Source organism: Salinivibrio sp. VYel1, assembly GCF_009377945.1.
Lineage (GTDB): Bacteria > Pseudomonadota > Gammaproteobacteria > Enterobacterales > Vibrionaceae > Salinivibrio > Salinivibrio siamensis.
On sequence record NZ_RSAM01000005.1, the window covers coordinates 93842 to 112123 of the forward strand.

Below are 18282 nucleotides of genomic sequence, written 5' to 3' on the forward strand. Positions count from 1 at the left end.
ACATCCGGTTAAAACTTGGTTAATCTCCCTAAACAATCAGGGGCTGAATCAAGTAATCGATTGCGTTACCATAGCGACAATACCTTGACATGTAAGGATCACAGCATGACCACCCTATTATTTAAGAATGTCTCCGTTGTCAACGAAGGACAGATTGTTGAAACGGATGTCCTGGTTGAAAATGGCCGAATCAGCCAAATCGCCCAAGATATCAGCGCGCCCGCCGCGGCCGATTGCCGCGTGATTGATGCCACTGGCAAGCACCTTCTCCCTGGGATGATTGACGACCAAGTGCACTTTCGCGAACCCGGTTTTCCGAAAAAAGGTACCATCGCCACCGAATCCAAAGCGGCGGTAGCGGGAGGCATTACCACCTACATGGAAATGCCTAACGTCAACCCACCCACCACGACGCTAGACGCGCTGGAAGAAAAATACCAACGCGCCGCGCAATCCAGCCATGCTAACTATGCATTTTACCTCGGCGCGACCAACGACAATATTGACGAAATTCGTCGTTTAGACCCAAATAGCGCCTGCGGGGTAAAAGTGTTTATGGGCGCCTCCACCGGCAATATGCTGGTGAATGATCCAGAGACACTCAACGCCATTTTCGCTGATTGTCCCACGCTCATCGCCACCCACTGCGAAGACACTCCCATGATCAGCGAACTCGAGAGCATCTATCGCGAGAAATATGGTGAAGATGTGCCGATTGATGCCCACGCGCACATTCGCTCTAAAGAAGCGTGCCTTAAATCATCCCAGCTGGCGGTTAACCTCGCTAAAAAGCACGGCACCCGTTTGCATGTGCTGCACTTGACCACCGAAGATGAGCTGTATCAGTTTGAGCCAGCCAAAACGCTCGAAGCCCTGCAGCAAAAGCAGATCACTGCTGAAGCCTGTGTCCATCACCTGTTTTTCAACCGAGATGATTACGCGACCAAAGGCACGTTGATCAAATGTAACCCAGCGATCAAAGAAGCTCACCATCAGCAGGCACTGATTCAAGCGGTCAAAGACGGCGTGATTGATGTGATTGCCACCGATCATGCCCCCCATACGTTTGAAGAAAAGCAAAACAGCTACTTCAACGCGCCGGCTGGCCTGCCACTTGTGCAACATGCGTTACAAGTGGCCTTAGAGTTTTATCATCGTGGTATCTTCGATTTGCCTTTGGTGGTGCAAAAAGTGGCACACGCCCCTGCAGTTCGCTATCAGGTGAAAGATCGTGGCTTTATCCGTGAAGGGTATTGGGCCGATTTAGTGCTGGTGGATCTCAACCAAACCCAGACGGTTGGTCAAGATAACCTCTTCTACCAATGCCAATGGTCACCGTTTGACGGCCACACTTTCGGCTCTAGCATTGATATGACTATCGTCAATGGCCAAATTGCCTTTGAGCACGGTCAACACAGCGACGAACGCTATTCAACGCGCCTTGAGTTCGACCGTCAGTAAGTCATTGCATAGGCGCGCGACTATGTGTCGCGCGCACAAGACAGATATTTCACTGTATAACGCGTCAACAAGGGTGTTTTTGTCTGACAGGTCAAACTCTGGCATCACAAACCTTGCGCACAATAACGATTTGCTTTTATATCCGAATCGTATATTGTGTGGGTGATATATGGATATTCACGCTGCTTGGTTTCAACACCGGATGATGTTGAAAAGCTGTGTTCGCAAGGAGAGGTAACCTTAAGCGTCTTTCGGTTATCGCGACACTCGTATCCTACCTCTTCCACTGGCGCAAGCTGTTCATCATGCCTGTTTTGGCCTTTGATGAAACGCTCCAGCTGGCTGATATCCGCATCAGGGCGTGCATTGTGGCTCCGGCCAACAATGACCAACCCAACACGAATGACGGGCGTTTGCGCATAAATCGCAGGCGACCATCCAAATCATCGAGTATCTGCCGTGCCAACGATACTGAGCGCATTCAGCGTCTATGGCTATCGGTGAACTCGTGACGTCGAATAATCAACCAGTGAGGTGATGATGTCTTCATCTGCTTCTAAGCCACTTCTCAGTGTCGAAAACCTGAGTGTGTCATTTACGACCAACGACGGCATGGTCGATGCCGTTAAAAATGTTAGTTTTGACATCATGCCCGGTGAAACCGTGGCAATCGTTGGTGAATCAGGGTCAGGAAAATCGGTTTCTAGTAGCGCCGTGATGGGGCTGCTCCCCAATAACGCATTAGTTAAGCCGGCCTCTAAAGTGACCTTTAATGACACCAATGTCTTGACGCTGTCCACCAAGCAAATTCAGAAGATGCGCGGCGATCGTGTCGCCATGATCTTCCAAGAGCCGATGACTTCGCTTAACCCTTACATGCGTGTTGGCGAGCAGTTAACCGAAGCGATTCAATGTCACCATCGCACCACAGCTGATAAGGCAAAACAGCGCATCATCGACTTGTTAAACCTGGTTCACTTGCCTAACCCAACCAGCGCGTTAGAAAAGTATCCGCACGAGTTTTCTGGCGGTCAGCTTCAGCGCATCATGATTGCCATGGCACTGGTTAACGAACCGGATTTGTTGATTGCCGACGAGCCAACCACCGCCCTTGACGTCACGGTGCAAGCGGAAGTGCTTAATCTGATTGGCGAGCTCCAGCAAAAAATGGGCATGGCCATCATGTTTATCTCGCACGACCTCGGCGTGGTGAAACACCTGGCCGATCGTGTGGTGGTCATGTGCAAGGGTGAAGTGGTCGAGACCAACGACACCCAAGCCCTGTTCGACAATCCACAAAAAGATTACACCAAGATGCTGATCGACGCCGTGCCGCGTGGCCGCAAAGAAGCCCCGCAGGACGATGCAGAAAACTTGCTGACGGTGGATAACGTCACCATCAAGTACTTCTTGGGGGCAGACTTCTTTGGTGGCAACAAACGCTATTTTGAGGCGGTCAGTGATATCAGCTTATCACTGCGCCGTGGTGAGACATTGGGCATTGTCGGTGAGTCTGGCTCAGGGAAATCGACCCTAGGCCGCGCCATTATGCGCCTGTTACCCGTCGCTGAAGGTCGCGTTTGCTTTAAAGGCCAAGATATTCACGGGATCAAAAACAGCGAGAACAAAGCGCTTTGCCGCGATATGCAGATGGTGTTCCAAGACCCATTTGGCTCTTTGTCGCCACGCATGACAGTCGGCGAAATTGTTGCCGAAGGCTTGCGCACGCATTTCCCCGAGTTGAGCAAAAAAGAGCGTCTCGAGCGGGTGAAAGATGCACTGTATGAGGTACGTCTAGATACCTCAGCGATCAACCGTTATCCGCACGAGTTCTCCGGCGGTCAGCGTCAGCGTATCGCGATAGCCCGAGCACTGATTTTGAACCCTGCGTTTATCTTGCTGGATGAGCCAACTTCGGCACTGGACCGCTCCGTACAGCTGACGGTCATCGACTTGCTGAAAGATATCCAAAAACGCCATAACATCGGTTATCTGTTTATCAGCCACGATTTGAGTGTGGTTCGTGCCCTATCCGATCGCGTGATGGTGATGCAAAAAGGGAAAGTCATGGAAGCCGGTACCCCAGAGGAAATCTTCCATCACCCACAAAACGAGTACACGCGTAACCTGATTGCTGCCTCGTTCGACCTTGCAGAAGAGGAAGTGGCCTAGCCCACACAGTGATGCCCAAACGGGCAACATCGTTAAACAAAAAATGCGCCAATTTGGCGCATTTTTTTATGGTTTCTATCCACTTATACGCTGCCCGACTCAACGCCTTCTTGTTAACGCAAGCAGGCGTTAAGCCAAACAGGCACCATTAACGGATTAGTCATCCATTTCGGCTATCTTCACCTTCCAGGTGTCTGGGCCAATCTGATGCGCATTTTGTCCTTGCGCGTCGACGGCCACCGTGACCGGCATGTCTTCCACGTCAAATTCGTAGATGGCTTCCATTCCCAAATCTTCAAACGCCACCACACGTGCGTGCTTAATTGCTTTTGAAACCAAATAGGCCGCGCCGCCAACCGCCATCAAGTACACGGCTTTGTGGTTTTTGATTGACTCGACCGCCGCCGGGCCACGCTCGGCTTTACCAATCATGCCCATCAAGCCGGTTTCGGCGAGCATCATATCGGTAAACTTATCCATACGGGTCGACGTGGTAGGGCCTGCAGGGCCAACCACTTCATCGCCTACCGCATCAACAGGACCCACGTAATAGATAAAGCGACCGTTAAAGTCGACGCCTTCGGGAAGGCCTTCGCCATTGCGCAGCATTTCTTGCAAGCGTTTATGTGCGGCGTCGCGTCCAGTCAGAATCTTGCCTGATAAAAGCACGGTTTCACCGGTTTGCCAGCTTTGCACGTCTTCTTTGGTGACCGTATCCAGGTTGACACGACGTACATTCTCGCCGACTTCCCAAGTGACTTGCGGCCACTCTTCCAGTTTTGGTGGTGCCAACTCGGCAGGCCCAGTACCATCAAGTGTAAAATGCACATGGCGTGTGGCAGCACAGTTTGGAATTAAGCACACAGGTTTAGACGCAGCGTGCGTTGGGGCGGTTTTCACTTTTACATCCACCACCGTGGTTAAACCGCCCAGCCCTTGGGCACCGATGCCCAGCTTGTTCACACGATTGAAAATATCGAGGCGCAGCGCTTCATCGGCATTGCTTGGACCACGCTCGATAAGTGCTTGAATGTCAATGTGCTCCATCAGTGACTCTTTGGCTAACACCGCGGCTTTTTCTGCCGTGCCGCCAATGCCGATACCCAGCATGCCCGGTGGACACCAACCCGCGCCCATTGCAGGCAACGTTTTTTCTACCCACTCGGCAACATCATCCGATGGGTTAAGCATCACCATTTTGGTTTTGTTTTCAGAGCCTCCGCCCTTCGCGGCGATTTGAATATCTACGGTGTCGCCTGGCACCATATCAATGTGCACCACCGCAGGGCTGTTATCACGGGTGTTTTGGCGTTTACCTGCCGGATCAGCCACCACAGAGGCACGCAACGGGTTGTCAGGATTGGTGTACGCACGTCGCACCCCTTCATCCACCATTTGCTGCACCGTCATATCGTGGCGGTCCCACTGTACGGCCATCCCTACTTTGACAAAACAGGTGACAATACCCGTGTCTTGGCAAATCGGGCGCTTGCCCTCGGCCGACATTCGCGAGTTAATCAAAATTTGCGCGATGGCATCTTTCGCCGCTTGGCTTTGCTCCTTGTTGTAGGCTTTTTCAAGGGCTTGAACAAAATCAAGAGGGTGGTAGTAAGAGATATATTGCAGGGCATCTGCAACGCTTTCGATCACGTCTTGCTGTTTAATAGTGGTCATCATTGCCTCTGGTGTCATTTGCAGGACCCAAAGCGGGTATCCAGTGTTGGGGAAGCCTTCCCCTCGTTATTATCGTTTGGCTAGGCAGTTTTACTGCTCTGTGATGAGAGAAGTCGATGGTTGACAGCAACCTCGCTTCGTCTTTTATTGTTGCTCGTGCCGGAAAAGGCCTAGCTATGATACGCTTAGCGCTATCTGCGCGCCACACGGCGTCTTAACCGTGATCACAAAAAGAAGAATGCAACCACAAAACGCCATGAAGCTCACTACCACGCCAATCGACTACGCCCCGGATCTTGCGTTGACCCTGTTTGATAAGATAGCTCATCAGCCCTGGGCGATGTTGCTCCACTCGGCCACACGGACACATCCAGATAGTCGCTTCGATATCCTGGTCGCCGATCCCATCGCCACGGTGACCGCGCGCCACAACCAAGTGACCACGCGGTATCCCGATGGGCACACCACCACTGACGATCACGATCCGTTTCACTGGGTCGCACAATTACAAGCACAGCTGTTACCGGCGGTTTCTGAAATCGCCCCCTGGCCGTTTGCCGGCGGTGCCCTTGGATATTTTGGTTATGACTTAGGGCGCTGTGTTGAAACCCTACCCACGCGGGCTAAAGACGAGCTCAATGTCCCTGACATGGCGGTTGGCCTCTACGACTGGGCAGTGGTGATTGATCATCACCAGCATCAAGCGGTGGTGATTGCCCCTGACAGCGATCAGCGCTGGCAATGGCTCACTCATCAGGCTGCACCGTCCCGTCCATCATTTGCACTCACCGAACGCTGGCGCGCGAACATGACCGAGGCGCAATACCAGCAAAAATTTGCCCAAGTGCAAGCCTATTTACATGCCGGTGATTGCTACCAAATCAACTTAGCTCAACGCTTTTCCGCCCACTATCAAGGGGATGAATGGCACGCCTATCGTAAACTGGCGACCCGCAATGGTGCCCCCTTCTCTGGTTTTATCCGCTTGGCAGACAGCGCCATCTTATCGGTCTCGCCCGAGCGCTTTCTCTCGCTACACAACCAACAGATTGAAACCAAACCTATCAAGGGCACGCGCCCTCGCTATACCGATCCGCAACAAGATGCAGACAGCGCTCAGGCACTGAAATCGGCGGAAAAAGATCGTGCTGAAAACTTGATGATTGTCGATTTGCTCAGGAACGATATTGGCCGAGTTGCCTCGCCAGGTTCGGTTTCTGTGCCTAAACTCTTTGATATAGAGAGTTTTCCTGCCGTGCACCATATGGTGAGTACGGTCACAGGTAGGCTCCCCGAAGACAAAACTGGCCTCGATCTGCTTCGCGCGGCGTTTCCCGGTGGCTCGATTACCGGGGCACCCAAAGTACGCGCAATGGAAATAATTGAAGAGCTTGAGCCACATCGTCGCCATATTTATTGCGGCAGTTTTGCCTACCTCAGCCGCTGTGGTCGCATGGACTCGAGTATTACCATTCGCACCCTGGTCGGTCATCAAAGTCAACTGCACGTGTGGGCGGGCGGTGGCTTGGTTGCTGATAGCAAGGCAGACGCCGAGTACCAAGAGACGCTCGACAAAGTCAGCCACATTCTCCCCGTGCTGGCAGACGATGACAGCTTGGCTGTCCCTTTAACTGATTTAACGGAGTCACGATGACGCTAATCGCCGAAGAGCATGCTTATTTCACGCCTATCCGCTGTACGTTACGCGCGAAAGCCGCCTCTTGGTCTGCGTCCTCGACTCATCCTCAACCCATCTGTGACGCGCCAGGCCACCCCTTATCGCCCGCGGATGTCACCCGGGCTTTTTCGTTAACCCCGCTGGCGCGCCACGACAGTCGCATTTTAAACCGCGTTCGCCTCTCGCCCAGGATATTGGGAGGCGCCGATTTTCAACCTGCCGCGGTATTGATTGGCTTAGTGCCACGCGAAAACGGGATTCAACTGGTGCTAACCCAGCGCGCGAGTCACCTAAAACATCATCCTGGCCAAGTCAGTTTCCCTGGCGGCAAGCGAGAGCCATCCGATAAAGATAATACCGACACCGCCACGCGGGAAATGTGGGAAGAAACCGGGATTCGCGTTGCCCCTGACGCGATTATTGGCCACCTGTGCCCGCTTCCCACCGTCACCGGCTACTACATTCACCCGGTCCTCGCGTGGGTAGCACCGGATTACCAACCTTATCTTGATGACAATGAAGTCGCTGCCTGCTTTGAAGTACCGTTAGATACCCTTTGCCGTCCCGGGCATATTCGCGAACAGTCTTTCCTACTGTATGGCCAGTGGCACCCTGTGTGTGCGTTTTATCACCAAGACCGACTGGTTTGGGGTGCCACTGCGCAATTACTTCGCGCATTAATCAGCCAGCTAACATTGTTTTCACCCTCGGGTAACCACCCATCAACCCACTCATAACCATGTAGTCAATGGGGATTTAGACGCACTTTGATGCATATTTATCCAACAAATATCTATACATCCATGCCTATATAGAAGCGCAATCCGCTCTCCGTTATTGATAGTCATCACATTTTGGTGCAATAGTCTGCGCACTGCTTTTCATATAGCGATCTAGCTCTTGGTTTTCTCTGTGGAAATCGCCAGAATTCGCCTTCCCTGATTCCTGTTCCCTACAATGTGAGTAGTATTGTTATGCAAACAACCTCGACGACTGGTACCAGTGCAACGTCGCGCCCGCGCTGGACCAAACAAGATACAACCTGGGCGCTTTCCCTTTTTGGCACCGCGGTTGGCGCGGGTATTCTTTTCCTTCCGATCAACGCAGGCATGAGCGGCTTTTGGCCTCTCGTGGTCATGACCTTGCTTGTTGGCCCAATGACCTTCTTTGCCCACCGCGGCCTCTCTCGTTTTGTTTTATCTTCTAAAAATGCGGGCAGCGACATTACCGAAGTGGTTGAAGAGCACTTTGGTGTTGGCGCGGGCAAACTGATCACCTTGCTGTACTTCTTCGCTATTTATCCGATTGTGTTGATCTACGGCGTCGGGATCACCAACACCGTCGACTCCTTCTTGGTCAACCAGCTTGGCATGGCGTCGCCACCACGTGCGATCCTCTCGCTAGCGCTTATTCTCGGCATGATGTCGGTGATGCTACTGGGCGAAAAAATGATGCTGCGTGTCACTCAGTTTTTGGTCTATCCGCTGGTTGGTATTTTGGTCTTTATGTCCATCTACCTGATCCCTGAGTGGAATACCGCGGCGCTATCGCAAGTGCCGTCTGCCGGTGACTTTGCCATTACCCTTTGGATTTCGATTCCGGTACTGGTTTTTGCGTTTAACCACAGCCCGGCCATTTCGTCTTTCTCATTGGCACAGCGTCGTGACCACGGCGACGAAGCGGAATACAAGTCTGGTCAGATCCTGATGCGCTCGGCCGCCATGTTGGTCGGTTTCGTGATGCTGTTTGTCTTCTCTTGCGTGCTGTCCCTCACGCCAGCGGATTTGGCAGCGGCAAAAGCGGAAAACATCGCAATCCTTTCTTATTTGGCCAACAAGCATGAAAGCCCGTTCATTTCCTTCTTGGGTCCATTGGTGGCCTTTGTCGCGATTGTGTCCTCGTTCTTTGGTCACTACCTAGGCGCACGTGAAGGCCTGAACGGCATTGCCACCAAAGCGCTGCGCAGCATGGAGAAACCCGTTGATCGCAAAAAAATCGACGTGTTCACCGTGGTATTCATGATCCTGACCATTTGGTTAGTCGCCACCCTCAATCCAAGCATTTTGGGGATGATTGAATCACTTGGCGGCCCAATCATTGCCACCATCCTGTTTATTATGCCAATGTATGCCGTGAAAAACGTGCCAGCAATGCAGAAATATTCAGGTACAATCAGCAACGCCTTTGTTCTGATTATGGGGCTGGTGGCAATTTCCGCGATTACGTACAGCATGATCTCTTAATCACTAACGATTCTGAATCAGCCGTTTTGCTTAATCGAACACAGCGCGCGCAGCAGGCGCTATAGGACTGCTGCGTTGGGCTCTATGCCCACCGCATCCATCGATGTTTGCGGATAACAAGGAGCAGTGAAGGCTGCTCCTTTTCATTATGGCGAGCGTGCGCTTGCCATCACAGTCAATACCATGGACGGATGGCGTAAACACTAAATCCATTGCCCTTAGGGCATTGACTGAGGTAGACACATGATCAGTGTTTTTGACATTTTTAAGATTGGCGTTGGCCCATCCAGTTCTCATACGGTTGGCCCAATGAAAGCGGGCAAGTGCTTTGTTGATGAGCTCACCGCCAGTCAGCGTTTAACCGACGTCGATCGCGTCACGGTTGACGTATACGGCTCATTGTCACTCACCGGTAAAGGCCATCACACCGACATCGCCACGATTATGGGCTTAGCAGGCAACAGCCCTGAAACCGTTGATATCGATTCGATTCCCCGCTTTATTAAGCGGGTAGAAGAGACAGAGCAATTGCCACTGGGTGAGCAACAACACGCCGTCGCCTTCCCGCGTGATGGAGGGATGAACTTTCATACCTCTAACCTCTCACTGCACGAGAACGGCATGCAAATCCATGCTTGGCAAGGCGATGAGTGTGTACTGAGTAAAACCTATTACTCGATTGGCGGTGGCTTTATTGTTGAAGAAGCCGAATTTGGTCAGCCCGCCATGCAAGCGGTGCAAGTCCCTTACGACTTCAATAGCGCTGACGGCCTACTGGCACTCACCCAAGAAACCGGTTTTTCGATCAGCGGCTTGGTGATGGCCAACATGCGCAGCATGCACAGCCAGGACGAGATTGATACCTACTTCGCTGACATTTGGAAAACCATGCAGGCGTGTATGGCGCGCGGGATGGAAAACGAAGGCGTGTTACCCGGCCCGCTGCGTGTGCCGCGCCGTGCTGCCGCCTTACGTCATCAACTAAAAACCAGCGAAAAATATAACATTGATCCCATGGCCGTGGTCGATTGGGTGAACATGTTTGCCTTTGCCGTTAACGAAGAAAACGCTGCCGGTGGCCGCGTGGTGACCGCGCCCACCAATGGCGCATGTGGCATTATTCCTGCAGTGCTGGCCTACTACGACAAATTTATCGAGCCGGTTGATAAGTCAATCTACACCCGGTTTTTTGCCGCCTCCGGCGCGATTGGTGGTTTGTACAAGCAAAACGCCTCTATCTCAGGTGCCGAAGTCGGTTGCCAAGGCGAAGTGGGCGTCGCCTGCTCTATGGCCGCCGCTGGCCTCGCTGAGCTGATGGGCGGTAGCCCGCACCAAGTTTGTATGGCGGCCGAAATCGCTATGGAGCACAACTTAGGCCTCACTTGTGACCCGGTTGCCGGGCAAGTACAGGTGCCTTGCATTGAGCGCAACGGCATTGCGGCGGTGAAATCCATTAATGCCTCACGCATGGCACTTCAGCGTTCGTCCGAGCCGCGTGTATCACTGGATAAAGTGATTGAAACCATGATGGAAACCGGCAAAGACATGAACGCCAAATACCGCGAAACCTCACAAGGTGGGTTGGCCGTGAAAGTGATGTGTTAATCCTTCACTGTCAGGCTTAATCGCGGATAAAAAAAGCTCGGCCTCTGATGGCCGAGCTTTTTTAGATCTCAACAATGTACTAGGCGTTTAGTGTCAGGCGTTTACGCCGTTTGCGGCGCTAGCGCTGCTTTTTGCTCACCAACGGGCAACACAGTACGGCCGTACTCTTCGTTAAGCACCTGCGCCATCGCGAAGTAAATCGCACTCAAGCCACACACAATGCCCTCAAAGCCTGCAATGGTGCCAATCAGTGCACTGCCGGTAAAATCGCGCGCTGCCAGCAAGAAGAAAAGTACGGTCAAGCTAGCAAAGACAAACTGCTTAGCCAGGCAGTAACGGCGTGAACCGATGTACATAAAGCCGGTAAACACACCCCACATCACCAAGTACCAACCCATAAAGCCCGCTGGGCTCGGTTGAGCAATCCCCATTTCTGGCATGACGATTAGCCCTACTAGCGTCAGCCAAAACAGGCCATAAGAGGTGAATGCCGTGGTACCAAAGGTATTGCCCTTTTTGAATTCCATGATGCCGACAATCACTTGCGCCAAGCCACCATAAAAAATGCCCATCGCCAAGATCATGCTATCGATAGGGAAAAAACCCGCATTATGAATGTTCAATAATACCGTGGTCATTCCGAAACCCATCAACCCCAAAGGGGCAGGATTTGCCAGTTTGTTTTCCATCAGAGCCCTACTTCGTATAAAAACAATTTAATGTTGAAAATGAGCGCGGATAGTGTCAGATAAAAGTGATTATCACGCGCAAAAACGCGGCAATATTACGGTTTACAGGATAGATGTAAATAGGTTTTAGCGCTTAGAGGCAGGATTAGACAATAAATCCATCAAATCAGATAGCAAACTGGACAAAATGAGGCGATAAATAATAAAAAAGCAGCAAAACGCTGCTTTTTTATCCATCACGTTTAGGCGCTCTCTTAACGGATGCTAAACCCTTTGCTGTGCAGAAAGTCTTTCATAAACGGACGCGCTTCTTTTTCTAGCGTGGCGGAGATCTGCTCGCTCCAACTCATGTCTTTATTGCCGCCCGTGCGCGTTTGATAATACTCGCGCACTTGGTTGTCATAGTCGCTTAGCGCCGCCTCATCGATGGCTTGATAGCTGTTTTCGTGCACCAAAAGCTGTGCAGGTAATTTAGGCTTGGTTTCGGGGTCTTGCGCTGGCACACCCAAGCACATACCAAACAAAGGCATCACGTGATTCGGCATCGCCAACAACTCGGCCACCTTTTCCGGCTGATTGCGTAAGCCGCCGATATACACGCCGCCAAGGCCCATCGACTCCGCTGCCACCATCGCATTTTGCGCCATAATCGCGCCATCAATCGCACCGATAAGCGTCTGCTCGGTAAAGCCCAATTTGGCATTAGGGTTGATTTGCTCGTGACGATGGAAGTCCGCACACCACACCAAAAACTCCGCACAATCGGCCACATACGCTTGGTTGCCCGCGTATTCTGCCAATAAGCGTCGTTTTTCTTTGTCCGTCACACGAATAATGCTGGTGCATTGTAAGAAGCTTGAGCTCGATACCGCGCGCGCCGCATCAATAATCTGGGTTAATTGCTCGGGAGAAATGGCATCTTGAGTAAATTTGCGAATAGAGCGGTGAGAAAGAAGTGTCTCAATCGTTGGATTCATTGTGCTTCCTTATTTGACGTTGAGCCGTAAAAGCGGGACTTGATGGTTTTACACCTTTATACTCAGCGAAGCAATCACCCTGCTCTGGCGCTTTATGTCCCACTCACCCCACAAGCACGTGACCCCACGCACTGGCACGCCTTGACGCTTATCATCGGTTTTTCCTATTGGTGCGAGAGGGAAATTCATCTTTTCTAACGCGCGCCCATCAGGCATAGTAAGACCATTAACGCTAAAGGAGATGAATATGTTCGTCGTGATTTTTGGTCGCCCCGGCTGCCCATTCTGTGTTCGCGCTAAAGACCTCGCGGAAGAGCTAAAAACAAACCGTGACGATTTCAACTACCGTTATGTTGATATCCACGCAGAAGGCATCAGCAAAGCCGATCTAGAAAAAACCGTCGGCAAACCGGTTGAAACCGTGCCACAAATCTTTGTTGACCAAGAGCACGTTGGCGGCTTTACCGAGTTTGAAGCCTACGCCAAAGAAAACCTCGGCCTTTTCCAAGACTAATCTGCCGAGTGACCGATTTAAAAAAACCAGCTTATTGGCTGGTTTTTTTGTGTTCTGTGTTCGTGACGACCTTGCACATGTGCACCAGTCAGCTGCACCAGTCAGCCCGTCATTGGTGATCAATAAAGCGGGTAATCGCATTCATAATCAGCCTATGCGCCTCTTCTCGGGATTGTTGCGCTGACGTTTGGCAAAGATGGCCTTCCCCTTCCAATGCTAATATCTGCACACCTTTTGCCGTACACCGATTAAAGGCACTAAAAATGGTGGTATGCGACGTTGTCATTAGCGTCATATTCGGAATCGCGGCAATAGACTCAGCGACCTCCAATTCCGGCAGCGCAGCATGACGACCACGAATATCCATCACTTTCACAGGCACCTTGATGTCACCAAGACTCTGCGCATCCAATGTTTTGGTTAATTCAGGATTAATCGCCACAATGGCTTTGACACGATCATCGTGATTGGAGCGGCCAAGCATTGGCTCAGACACCTTGCTCAAATCCACCTTGTTTTTCTGGAGCCATTGGCAATCAATATTCACCCCTTCCTGTGCGCAAGATTGCTTGTAAAGCGCCGGCTCAAACCTCGCCCCCGCCAGTGACAGCATGGACGTGCCGCCCAAGAAAAAACCAACCCCATACACATGGTCAGTGTCGATAGCCTGCTTAAACGGCGCGGTATCTATGAGATGCGTCAAACTGATTGATAGATCGCTCGGCCGCAACCACAACTCACTTGGTGCCGACGTAACATTCGCGGCCGAAAACCCAACTTGCTGCGGCACCACCACGATAAATCCAACGCCCATACCGCTCTCCCTACTTGGCCATATTTCATTATTATTAGACCAAAGCGCATTAACATGCCAATGCAATAACACCCTACAGTGAAGCCTTGTGGTTAGCAAAAGAAAGGAACGGTCGATGATCGACGTAACATTCGCCATTTATTACGCGTTATTAGGGATGGGAGTTGGCTTTATTGCCGGTTTAGTGGGTGTGGGAGGAGGTGGATTAACGGTGCCAGCCTTTACCTTATTGTTTGCGGCGCAAGGGATTGGCGACCAACACGTCGTCCATATGGCGCTCGGGAGCTCAATGGCCGCGATGGTGTTCACCACCTTCAGTAGTATGCGTGCCCATTATGCCAAAGGCCATGTCCATACATCACTTGCCACTAACATGGCGATCGGTGTGATGGCCGGCACCTTTATCGCCACCACCATAGCCGCGGCTGTCAACGGTGTGGCGCTCGCTCTCTTTTTTAGTCTGTTTATGCTTTATGTGGCTTACAAAATGTTCCAACCCAAACGCCCACAAGCCAACTTAACGCCACACAAACCGGCAGGCAATGTCGCGGTCGGTACACTGATTGGTACCATTTCTGCCCTCGTCTCAGTCAGCGGCGCCGGCATGATCGTCCCCTATTTAATCGGCCAAAACTTAGCAGTAAAAAACGCGGTTGGCACCTCGGCAGCGATTGGGTTTCCTCTCGCCATCACAGGCACCTTGGGGTATTTGCTCAACGGCTGGGAAAACACCACACCGGAGCAACTGACATTTGGCTATATCTATCTGCCCGCGGTGGTGCTGTTCTCGCTCGCCAGTTACTTCTCGGCACCACTGGGTGTAGCCTGTGCCGCACGCTTGCCCGCCGATAAACTGAAAAAGACATTGGGCGTGTTATCCCTCTTGCTCAGCATCAAAATGCTCATGTATGTTTTGCAGGGCGGCTAGTTTAAGATATCGATAACCTCATCAATAATAGTCTTGGCCGAGGTCTACCCCCAATATCGACTATCCAACAAGCGTTAGTTATTAGTATCATACCTCTGGCGAAACGCCGGAGGTGTTTTGAAAAACGGAAACTTTTAATTGCTACGAGCGAGCGTGGACGGTACTACTGCAAACGCCACAAACAGGAAACTCGTTGATTGTTTGCTTGGTAAAGCTTTCACAAATACAACATTTATTAAACGCTTTATTAAAGCCAACTTTGAGTTTTGGGTTACTTGCTTTAAAATCCTCAAAGGTCGAGAACGTTACACTAGGTGCCGCATTCAGTGGCGCAAGCTTGGTTTTTATCTCAAATATCTCAACTATCTCGCTATGATCCAGTGATATCAGCCATAACCCTGCTACTATCGTTATCACCGTGTACCAAAAATATGCTTGGTAGACCGTCGCTAAGAAAACCGCCATGGCTACACCAGACCAAATGAGGTATTTGGCTTTTTGTCGCTCGTTTATGACTGCTTTTGCTTGATCAAATTTTTCATCATCAGTATGTAAAAGGACCCCACACTCACACGCAAGAGCACTGCCATTTTTCAATGTCAATAAGTGGTCATGAGTCAAGTGGATGGCATCACCACAATTCACGCACGATAGAAAAAATTCACATCTGCTATCCATTTAAAAATACCAACAAGATTTTTTAATTAAAAAGCGAAAGCTTAGAATAATACGCATCACGAGGATGAATGTATACAAACCCACACACGTAAAGTGAGTTAGTGTCTATATTGTTATCTTATCGACTTGGATGTGCGAATAGCTAACCCAACAAAAAAGCCAGCTGTGTGCTGGCTTTATTCTTCTAGCCTCGGGGGCAAGGCATTAGCAATCGCAAACAGTGCCACTATTCATAATGGCTCCAGAGCCTGAGCACTTTCACCACTTGTTCATCCTCGAGGACTTGATAGACCAAGCGATGTTGAATATTAATACGGCGTGAATAGGCACCAGTGAGATCACCGACAAGCTTTTCAAACGGAGGAGGTTTACGGTAGGGATCGTCTTCAATCAGTGCTAACAGTTCTTGCGCTTTTGGTTTGAGGCCACTGGAAGCCAGCTTTTTTGCGTCTTTCTGGGCTTGTTTGGTGTAAACCAACTTCCATGTCACCAGTCCAACGCCTCATCGCATTCATCCGTCGGCGTGGCGATGCCTTCGCGAATTGACTCACGCATCCCTGGTACAGAAAGCAAATAGAGTGTTTCCTGAATTGCTGACCAATCTTCTTCTGAAATCAGCACCGCTTTGTTACGTTTGCCCGCAATAACAATGGGCTGATGTGATTCGGCGGTTTCATCAATGAGCCGATACAATTTGCTACGCGCTTCAGTGGCAGTGATCCCCGTCATAGCGCCTCTCCGGTGATTAACTTTTAAACAATTGTACGACATCGAGTACGTACGTCAAGACGAACGTACTCGTTAATATCCGCTCACTCAAGCCGCCGCGTTAGCCGTCACCTTTGCAAACGCGGTTTCCAACACCGCTTTCGGCGGTTGCAATAAAAACACCTCGTGAACCAGCTGAGTTAATGCCTCAACGCTATCGATGCTTTTATCGGTGACAAGTTGCCCTGCCGCATCCCAGACCAAAAACTGCTGATTACGAATCAAAAAGCGGTGTGAAGCGGTGATCAACGACACCACAAGGTTATTGACGAAAATCGCATCGGGGTGTTGATGAGAATAGAAGTGCGCCACGTCAAAGTCAGCTTCTACTACGTCATAAAGCTCAACTTCGTACAGTGTTAATGGCGGTTGCTCGGGCTCGTGTAATACCACCGTCACTACATCGCCATTGCGCGTGATTTGATAGGTATCGTGCCCGATATTGCAGGTGCACTGATTGATATTGAGTAACCCGCGCGGGGTTTTATTGCCAAAACCAACGTCCACCAGATACGTTTCACCATCGAGCTCAAGCACATTCATACGGTGAGTGCGGGGATTGGTGGGTTTACCATTAAGCATCACCCGCGCCAGCACACTGCGCAACTTAAACCCCAAATGTTTAAGGGCAAGGTAGGCAATCTTATTATGTTCAAAGCAATAGCCGCCTTGTTGGTTCACCACCAACCGTTCAAACAAAGCATCGGCCTGTAAAGAAAGCGACTGCCCTGCCAAGGCATTAAGGCTAGAAAACGCATACCGCGCCAAGTGCTTTTCAATAAGTTCAATGACCAGTGCCACGCCCTTCGCCTCACTCAACGCGAGGCGATGTAAATACTCTTCAATCATGGGTGCTGATGTCATCGTCGACTCCTTATGTGAATGGCACCAGATTAATCCCTCAAGTTGGGTTGAGGTAAAGCCTCACGCAGGATTGCGGCTAAAGGCGGAACGTAGCAACCCTAATCCTGCCAACGCAAAGATCCCAGATACGACGCGCTCAACCCAATGCGCCACTTTTTGGTAGACGTTCATTACGCCGTTGATTGAAAACAACAGAGAGTACATCCCATTCACCAAAAAGCCGACCAGCATACAAGTCAGCACCGCAGCGACAAGAAATAGCCCATCGCTGCTTGAGCCCATCCCAACCGACAAAGCCGCCATCCATGCCACCACGGTTTTAGGATTGGAGGAATTTAAAACCACGCCACGAACAAACCACTTTCGGTATCCCACTTCTTGGTTATACCGACCCTTGCAGCACCACCCCCAAGCCACTGGCGGCGACAATGCCCCAAAACAGCAGCCCAATGGATAACCCTGCGCCGTAAACAAGGCTAACTTTTCGCCCCTTACTCATGGCGATGGTTGCATTGGAGATGTTCGCCGGCCCCGGGGAGACCGCGACAACAAAAAATGCGAAACCTATTGAAACGAGTGATAAAACACCAGTCATCCTTGCTCCTTACTATCGATGTTGTGTTTGAAGTTGCTTTTCCATCGGCACGCAGTCTAAACGGATCCCTTTTGGGGAGTGATACGTTGATGCCTCATCACCCACAAAGCCGCATGCGCGATAGAATGGCGCTGCATTGAGCGTGGACTCAAGCGTTAGCAATCGCAAGCCCTGCTCTTTCGCTAGGTGCTCTAAAAACTGGAGCATCTTTTTCGCCGCGCCCCTGCCACTGTAATCTGGCTCTACGAAGATGGCATCGACTAGACCAGTTTGTGTGTTGAGCTTACCGCTACCGATAACCTGCCCGTCCATTTCAGAAACGTAAAACGTATCGACCACGTCGGCAATAAAACGCTCAGACACGCTACCCTGCGTCCAAAGTGAGAGCTGCTCTTCCGTATAGTGTGCCGAACACTTTGCTAAGATAGCTCGGTTTCTTAAATCAAAAATAGCCTGTGCGTCACTTTGGTTAGCTTTTCTAATGGTGATCAAAACGCTTCCTTGTTTGTGTAAGCTGAGTGACTTTCTGTTATGCCGTGAAGGTAAAGAGTTTGTATTCTTGTCTGGCTAAGCGGAGTAAGTCTAGTGTCATCTTGATACCTTTGCTATGTTTGTAGCTAAT

Annotated in this window: 19 protein-coding genes; 8 read left to right on the top strand and 11 right to left on the bottom strand. The window is 50.8% G+C overall.

Going from position 1 to position 18282, the window contains the following annotated elements; genetic code table 11:
* Positions 1–105 precede the first annotated feature (105 nt).
* Both EHW58_RS06440 and EHW58_RS06445 read left to right on the top strand, forming a co-directional pair.
* Entirely contained in the window at positions 106–1461 is a 1356-nt protein-coding gene (locus tag EHW58_RS06440) for a dihydroorotase (RefSeq protein WP_152795475.1), read from the top strand.
* Between the two features lie 540 nt (positions 1462–2001).
* A complete protein-coding gene (locus tag EHW58_RS06445) occupies positions 2002–3633 on the top strand; it encodes an ABC transporter ATP-binding protein (protein ID WP_152795477.1) in 1632 nt (543 codons plus the stop codon).
* Positions 3634–3789: 156 nt separating this feature from the next.
* Here EHW58_RS06445 and EHW58_RS06450 read toward each other — a convergent pair whose 3' ends face one another.
* Positions 3790–5307: a fumarate hydratase gene (locus tag EHW58_RS06450; protein WP_046073795.1), complete on the bottom strand. Its 1518-nt coding sequence runs from the start codon at positions 5305–5307 to the stop codon at positions 3790–3792.
* Between the two features lie 256 nt (positions 5308–5563).
* Here EHW58_RS06450 and pabB point away from each other — a divergent pair, with 256 nt between their 5' ends.
* The 4 genes from pabB (at position 5564) to EHW58_RS06470 (ending at position 10833) form a co-directional block, all read left to right on the top strand.
* Positions 5564–6961: an aminodeoxychorismate synthase component I gene (gene pabB, locus EHW58_RS06455; protein WP_152795622.1), complete on the top strand. Its 1398-nt coding sequence runs from the start codon at positions 5564–5566 to the stop codon at positions 6959–6961.
* Positions 6958–7722 carry a CoA pyrophosphatase gene (locus EHW58_RS06460; RefSeq protein WP_077639081.1) on the top strand — a complete coding sequence of 255 codons (765 nt, stop codon included), beginning with the start codon at positions 6958–6960 and terminating at the stop codon, positions 7720–7722. Before pabB ends, EHW58_RS06460 begins: the two co-directional genes overlap by 4 nt.
* Before the next feature lie 237 nt (positions 7723–7959).
* On the top strand, positions 7960–9228 hold the full coding sequence (locus tag EHW58_RS06465) for a serine/threonine transporter (RefSeq protein WP_152795479.1): 1269 nt from the start codon (positions 7960–7962) through the stop codon (positions 9226–9228).
* Between the two features lie 243 nt (positions 9229–9471).
* Entirely contained in the window at positions 9472–10833 is a 1362-nt protein-coding gene (locus EHW58_RS06470; RefSeq protein ID WP_077577728.1) for an L-serine ammonia-lyase, read from the top strand.
* Positions 10834–10934: 101 nt separating this feature from the next.
* On the opposite strand, the gene EHW58_RS06475 is transcribed toward EHW58_RS06470, so the two are convergent.
* A complete protein-coding gene (locus EHW58_RS06475; RefSeq protein ID WP_077666173.1) occupies positions 10935–11522 on the bottom strand; it encodes a GPR1/FUN34/YaaH family transporter in 588 nt (195 codons plus the stop codon).
* Positions 11523–11776: 254 nt separating this feature from the next.
* Positions 11777–12499 carry an oxygen-insensitive NADPH nitroreductase gene (gene nfsA / locus EHW58_RS06480; RefSeq protein WP_077668285.1) on the bottom strand — a complete coding sequence of 241 codons (723 nt, stop codon included), beginning with the start codon at positions 12497–12499 and terminating at the stop codon, positions 11777–11779.
* A 247-nt stretch (positions 12500–12746) separates the two neighbouring features.
* Between nfsA and EHW58_RS06485 the strand changes: the two genes are divergently transcribed.
* Positions 12747–13013: a GrxA family glutaredoxin gene (locus tag EHW58_RS06485; protein WP_077577726.1), complete on the top strand. Its 267-nt coding sequence runs from the start codon at positions 12747–12749 to the stop codon at positions 13011–13013.
* A gap of 109 nt (positions 13014–13122) precedes the next feature.
* On the opposite strand, the gene EHW58_RS06490 is transcribed toward EHW58_RS06485, so the two are convergent.
* On the bottom strand, positions 13123–13827 hold the full coding sequence (locus EHW58_RS06490; RefSeq protein WP_152795481.1) for a hypothetical protein: 705 nt from the start codon (positions 13825–13827) through the stop codon (positions 13123–13125).
* Between the two features lie 115 nt (positions 13828–13942).
* Between EHW58_RS06490 and EHW58_RS06495 the strand changes: the two genes are divergently transcribed.
* The gene (locus tag EHW58_RS06495) at positions 13943–14755 is read left to right on the top strand and encodes a sulfite exporter TauE/SafE family protein (RefSeq protein WP_152795483.1); all 813 of its coding nucleotides are present in this window, start codon (positions 13943–13945) and stop codon (positions 14753–14755) included.
* 141 nt (positions 14756–14896) lie between these two features.
* On the opposite strand, the gene EHW58_RS06500 is transcribed toward EHW58_RS06495, so the two are convergent.
* The 7 genes from EHW58_RS06500 to EHW58_RS06525 all read right to left on the bottom strand — a co-directional run bounded on the left by EHW58_RS06500 (position 14897) and on the right by EHW58_RS06525 (position 18152).
* Positions 14897–15433 (bottom strand): hypothetical protein, encoded by a 537-nt coding sequence (locus EHW58_RS06500; protein WP_152795485.1) that lies wholly within the window; start codon positions 15431–15433, stop codon positions 14897–14899.
* 226 nt (positions 15434–15659) lie between these two features.
* Positions 15660–15923, bottom strand: coding sequence for a Txe/YoeB family addiction module toxin (locus EHW58_RS06505; protein WP_069587257.1), 264 nt, complete (start codon positions 15921–15923; stop codon positions 15660–15662).
* A complete protein-coding gene (locus EHW58_RS06510; RefSeq protein ID WP_077577721.1) occupies positions 15920–16162 on the bottom strand; it encodes a type II toxin-antitoxin system Phd/YefM family antitoxin in 243 nt (80 codons plus the stop codon). The genes EHW58_RS06505 and EHW58_RS06510 overlap by 4 nt, the downstream gene beginning before the upstream one ends.
* An 87-nt stretch (positions 16163–16249) precedes the next feature.
* Positions 16250–17065 carry an arylamine N-acetyltransferase gene (locus EHW58_RS06515; protein WP_152795489.1) on the bottom strand — a complete coding sequence of 272 codons (816 nt, stop codon included), beginning with the start codon at positions 17063–17065 and terminating at the stop codon, positions 16250–16252.
* 60 nt (positions 17066–17125) lie between these two features.
* A complete protein-coding gene (locus tag EHW58_RS06520) occupies positions 17126–17482 on the bottom strand; it encodes a LysE family translocator (RefSeq protein ID WP_370517835.1) in 357 nt (118 codons plus the stop codon).
* Positions 17448–17660, bottom strand: coding sequence for a hypothetical protein (locus EHW58_RS15825; RefSeq protein WP_227986288.1), 213 nt, complete (start codon positions 17658–17660; stop codon positions 17448–17450). Before EHW58_RS15825 ends, EHW58_RS06520 begins: the two co-directional genes overlap by 35 nt.
* 12 nt (positions 17661–17672) lie before the next feature.
* Positions 17673–18152: a GNAT family N-acetyltransferase gene (locus tag EHW58_RS06525; protein ID WP_152795491.1), complete on the bottom strand. Its 480-nt coding sequence runs from the start codon at positions 18150–18152 to the stop codon at positions 17673–17675.
* Positions 18153–18282: the final 130 nt, after the last annotated feature.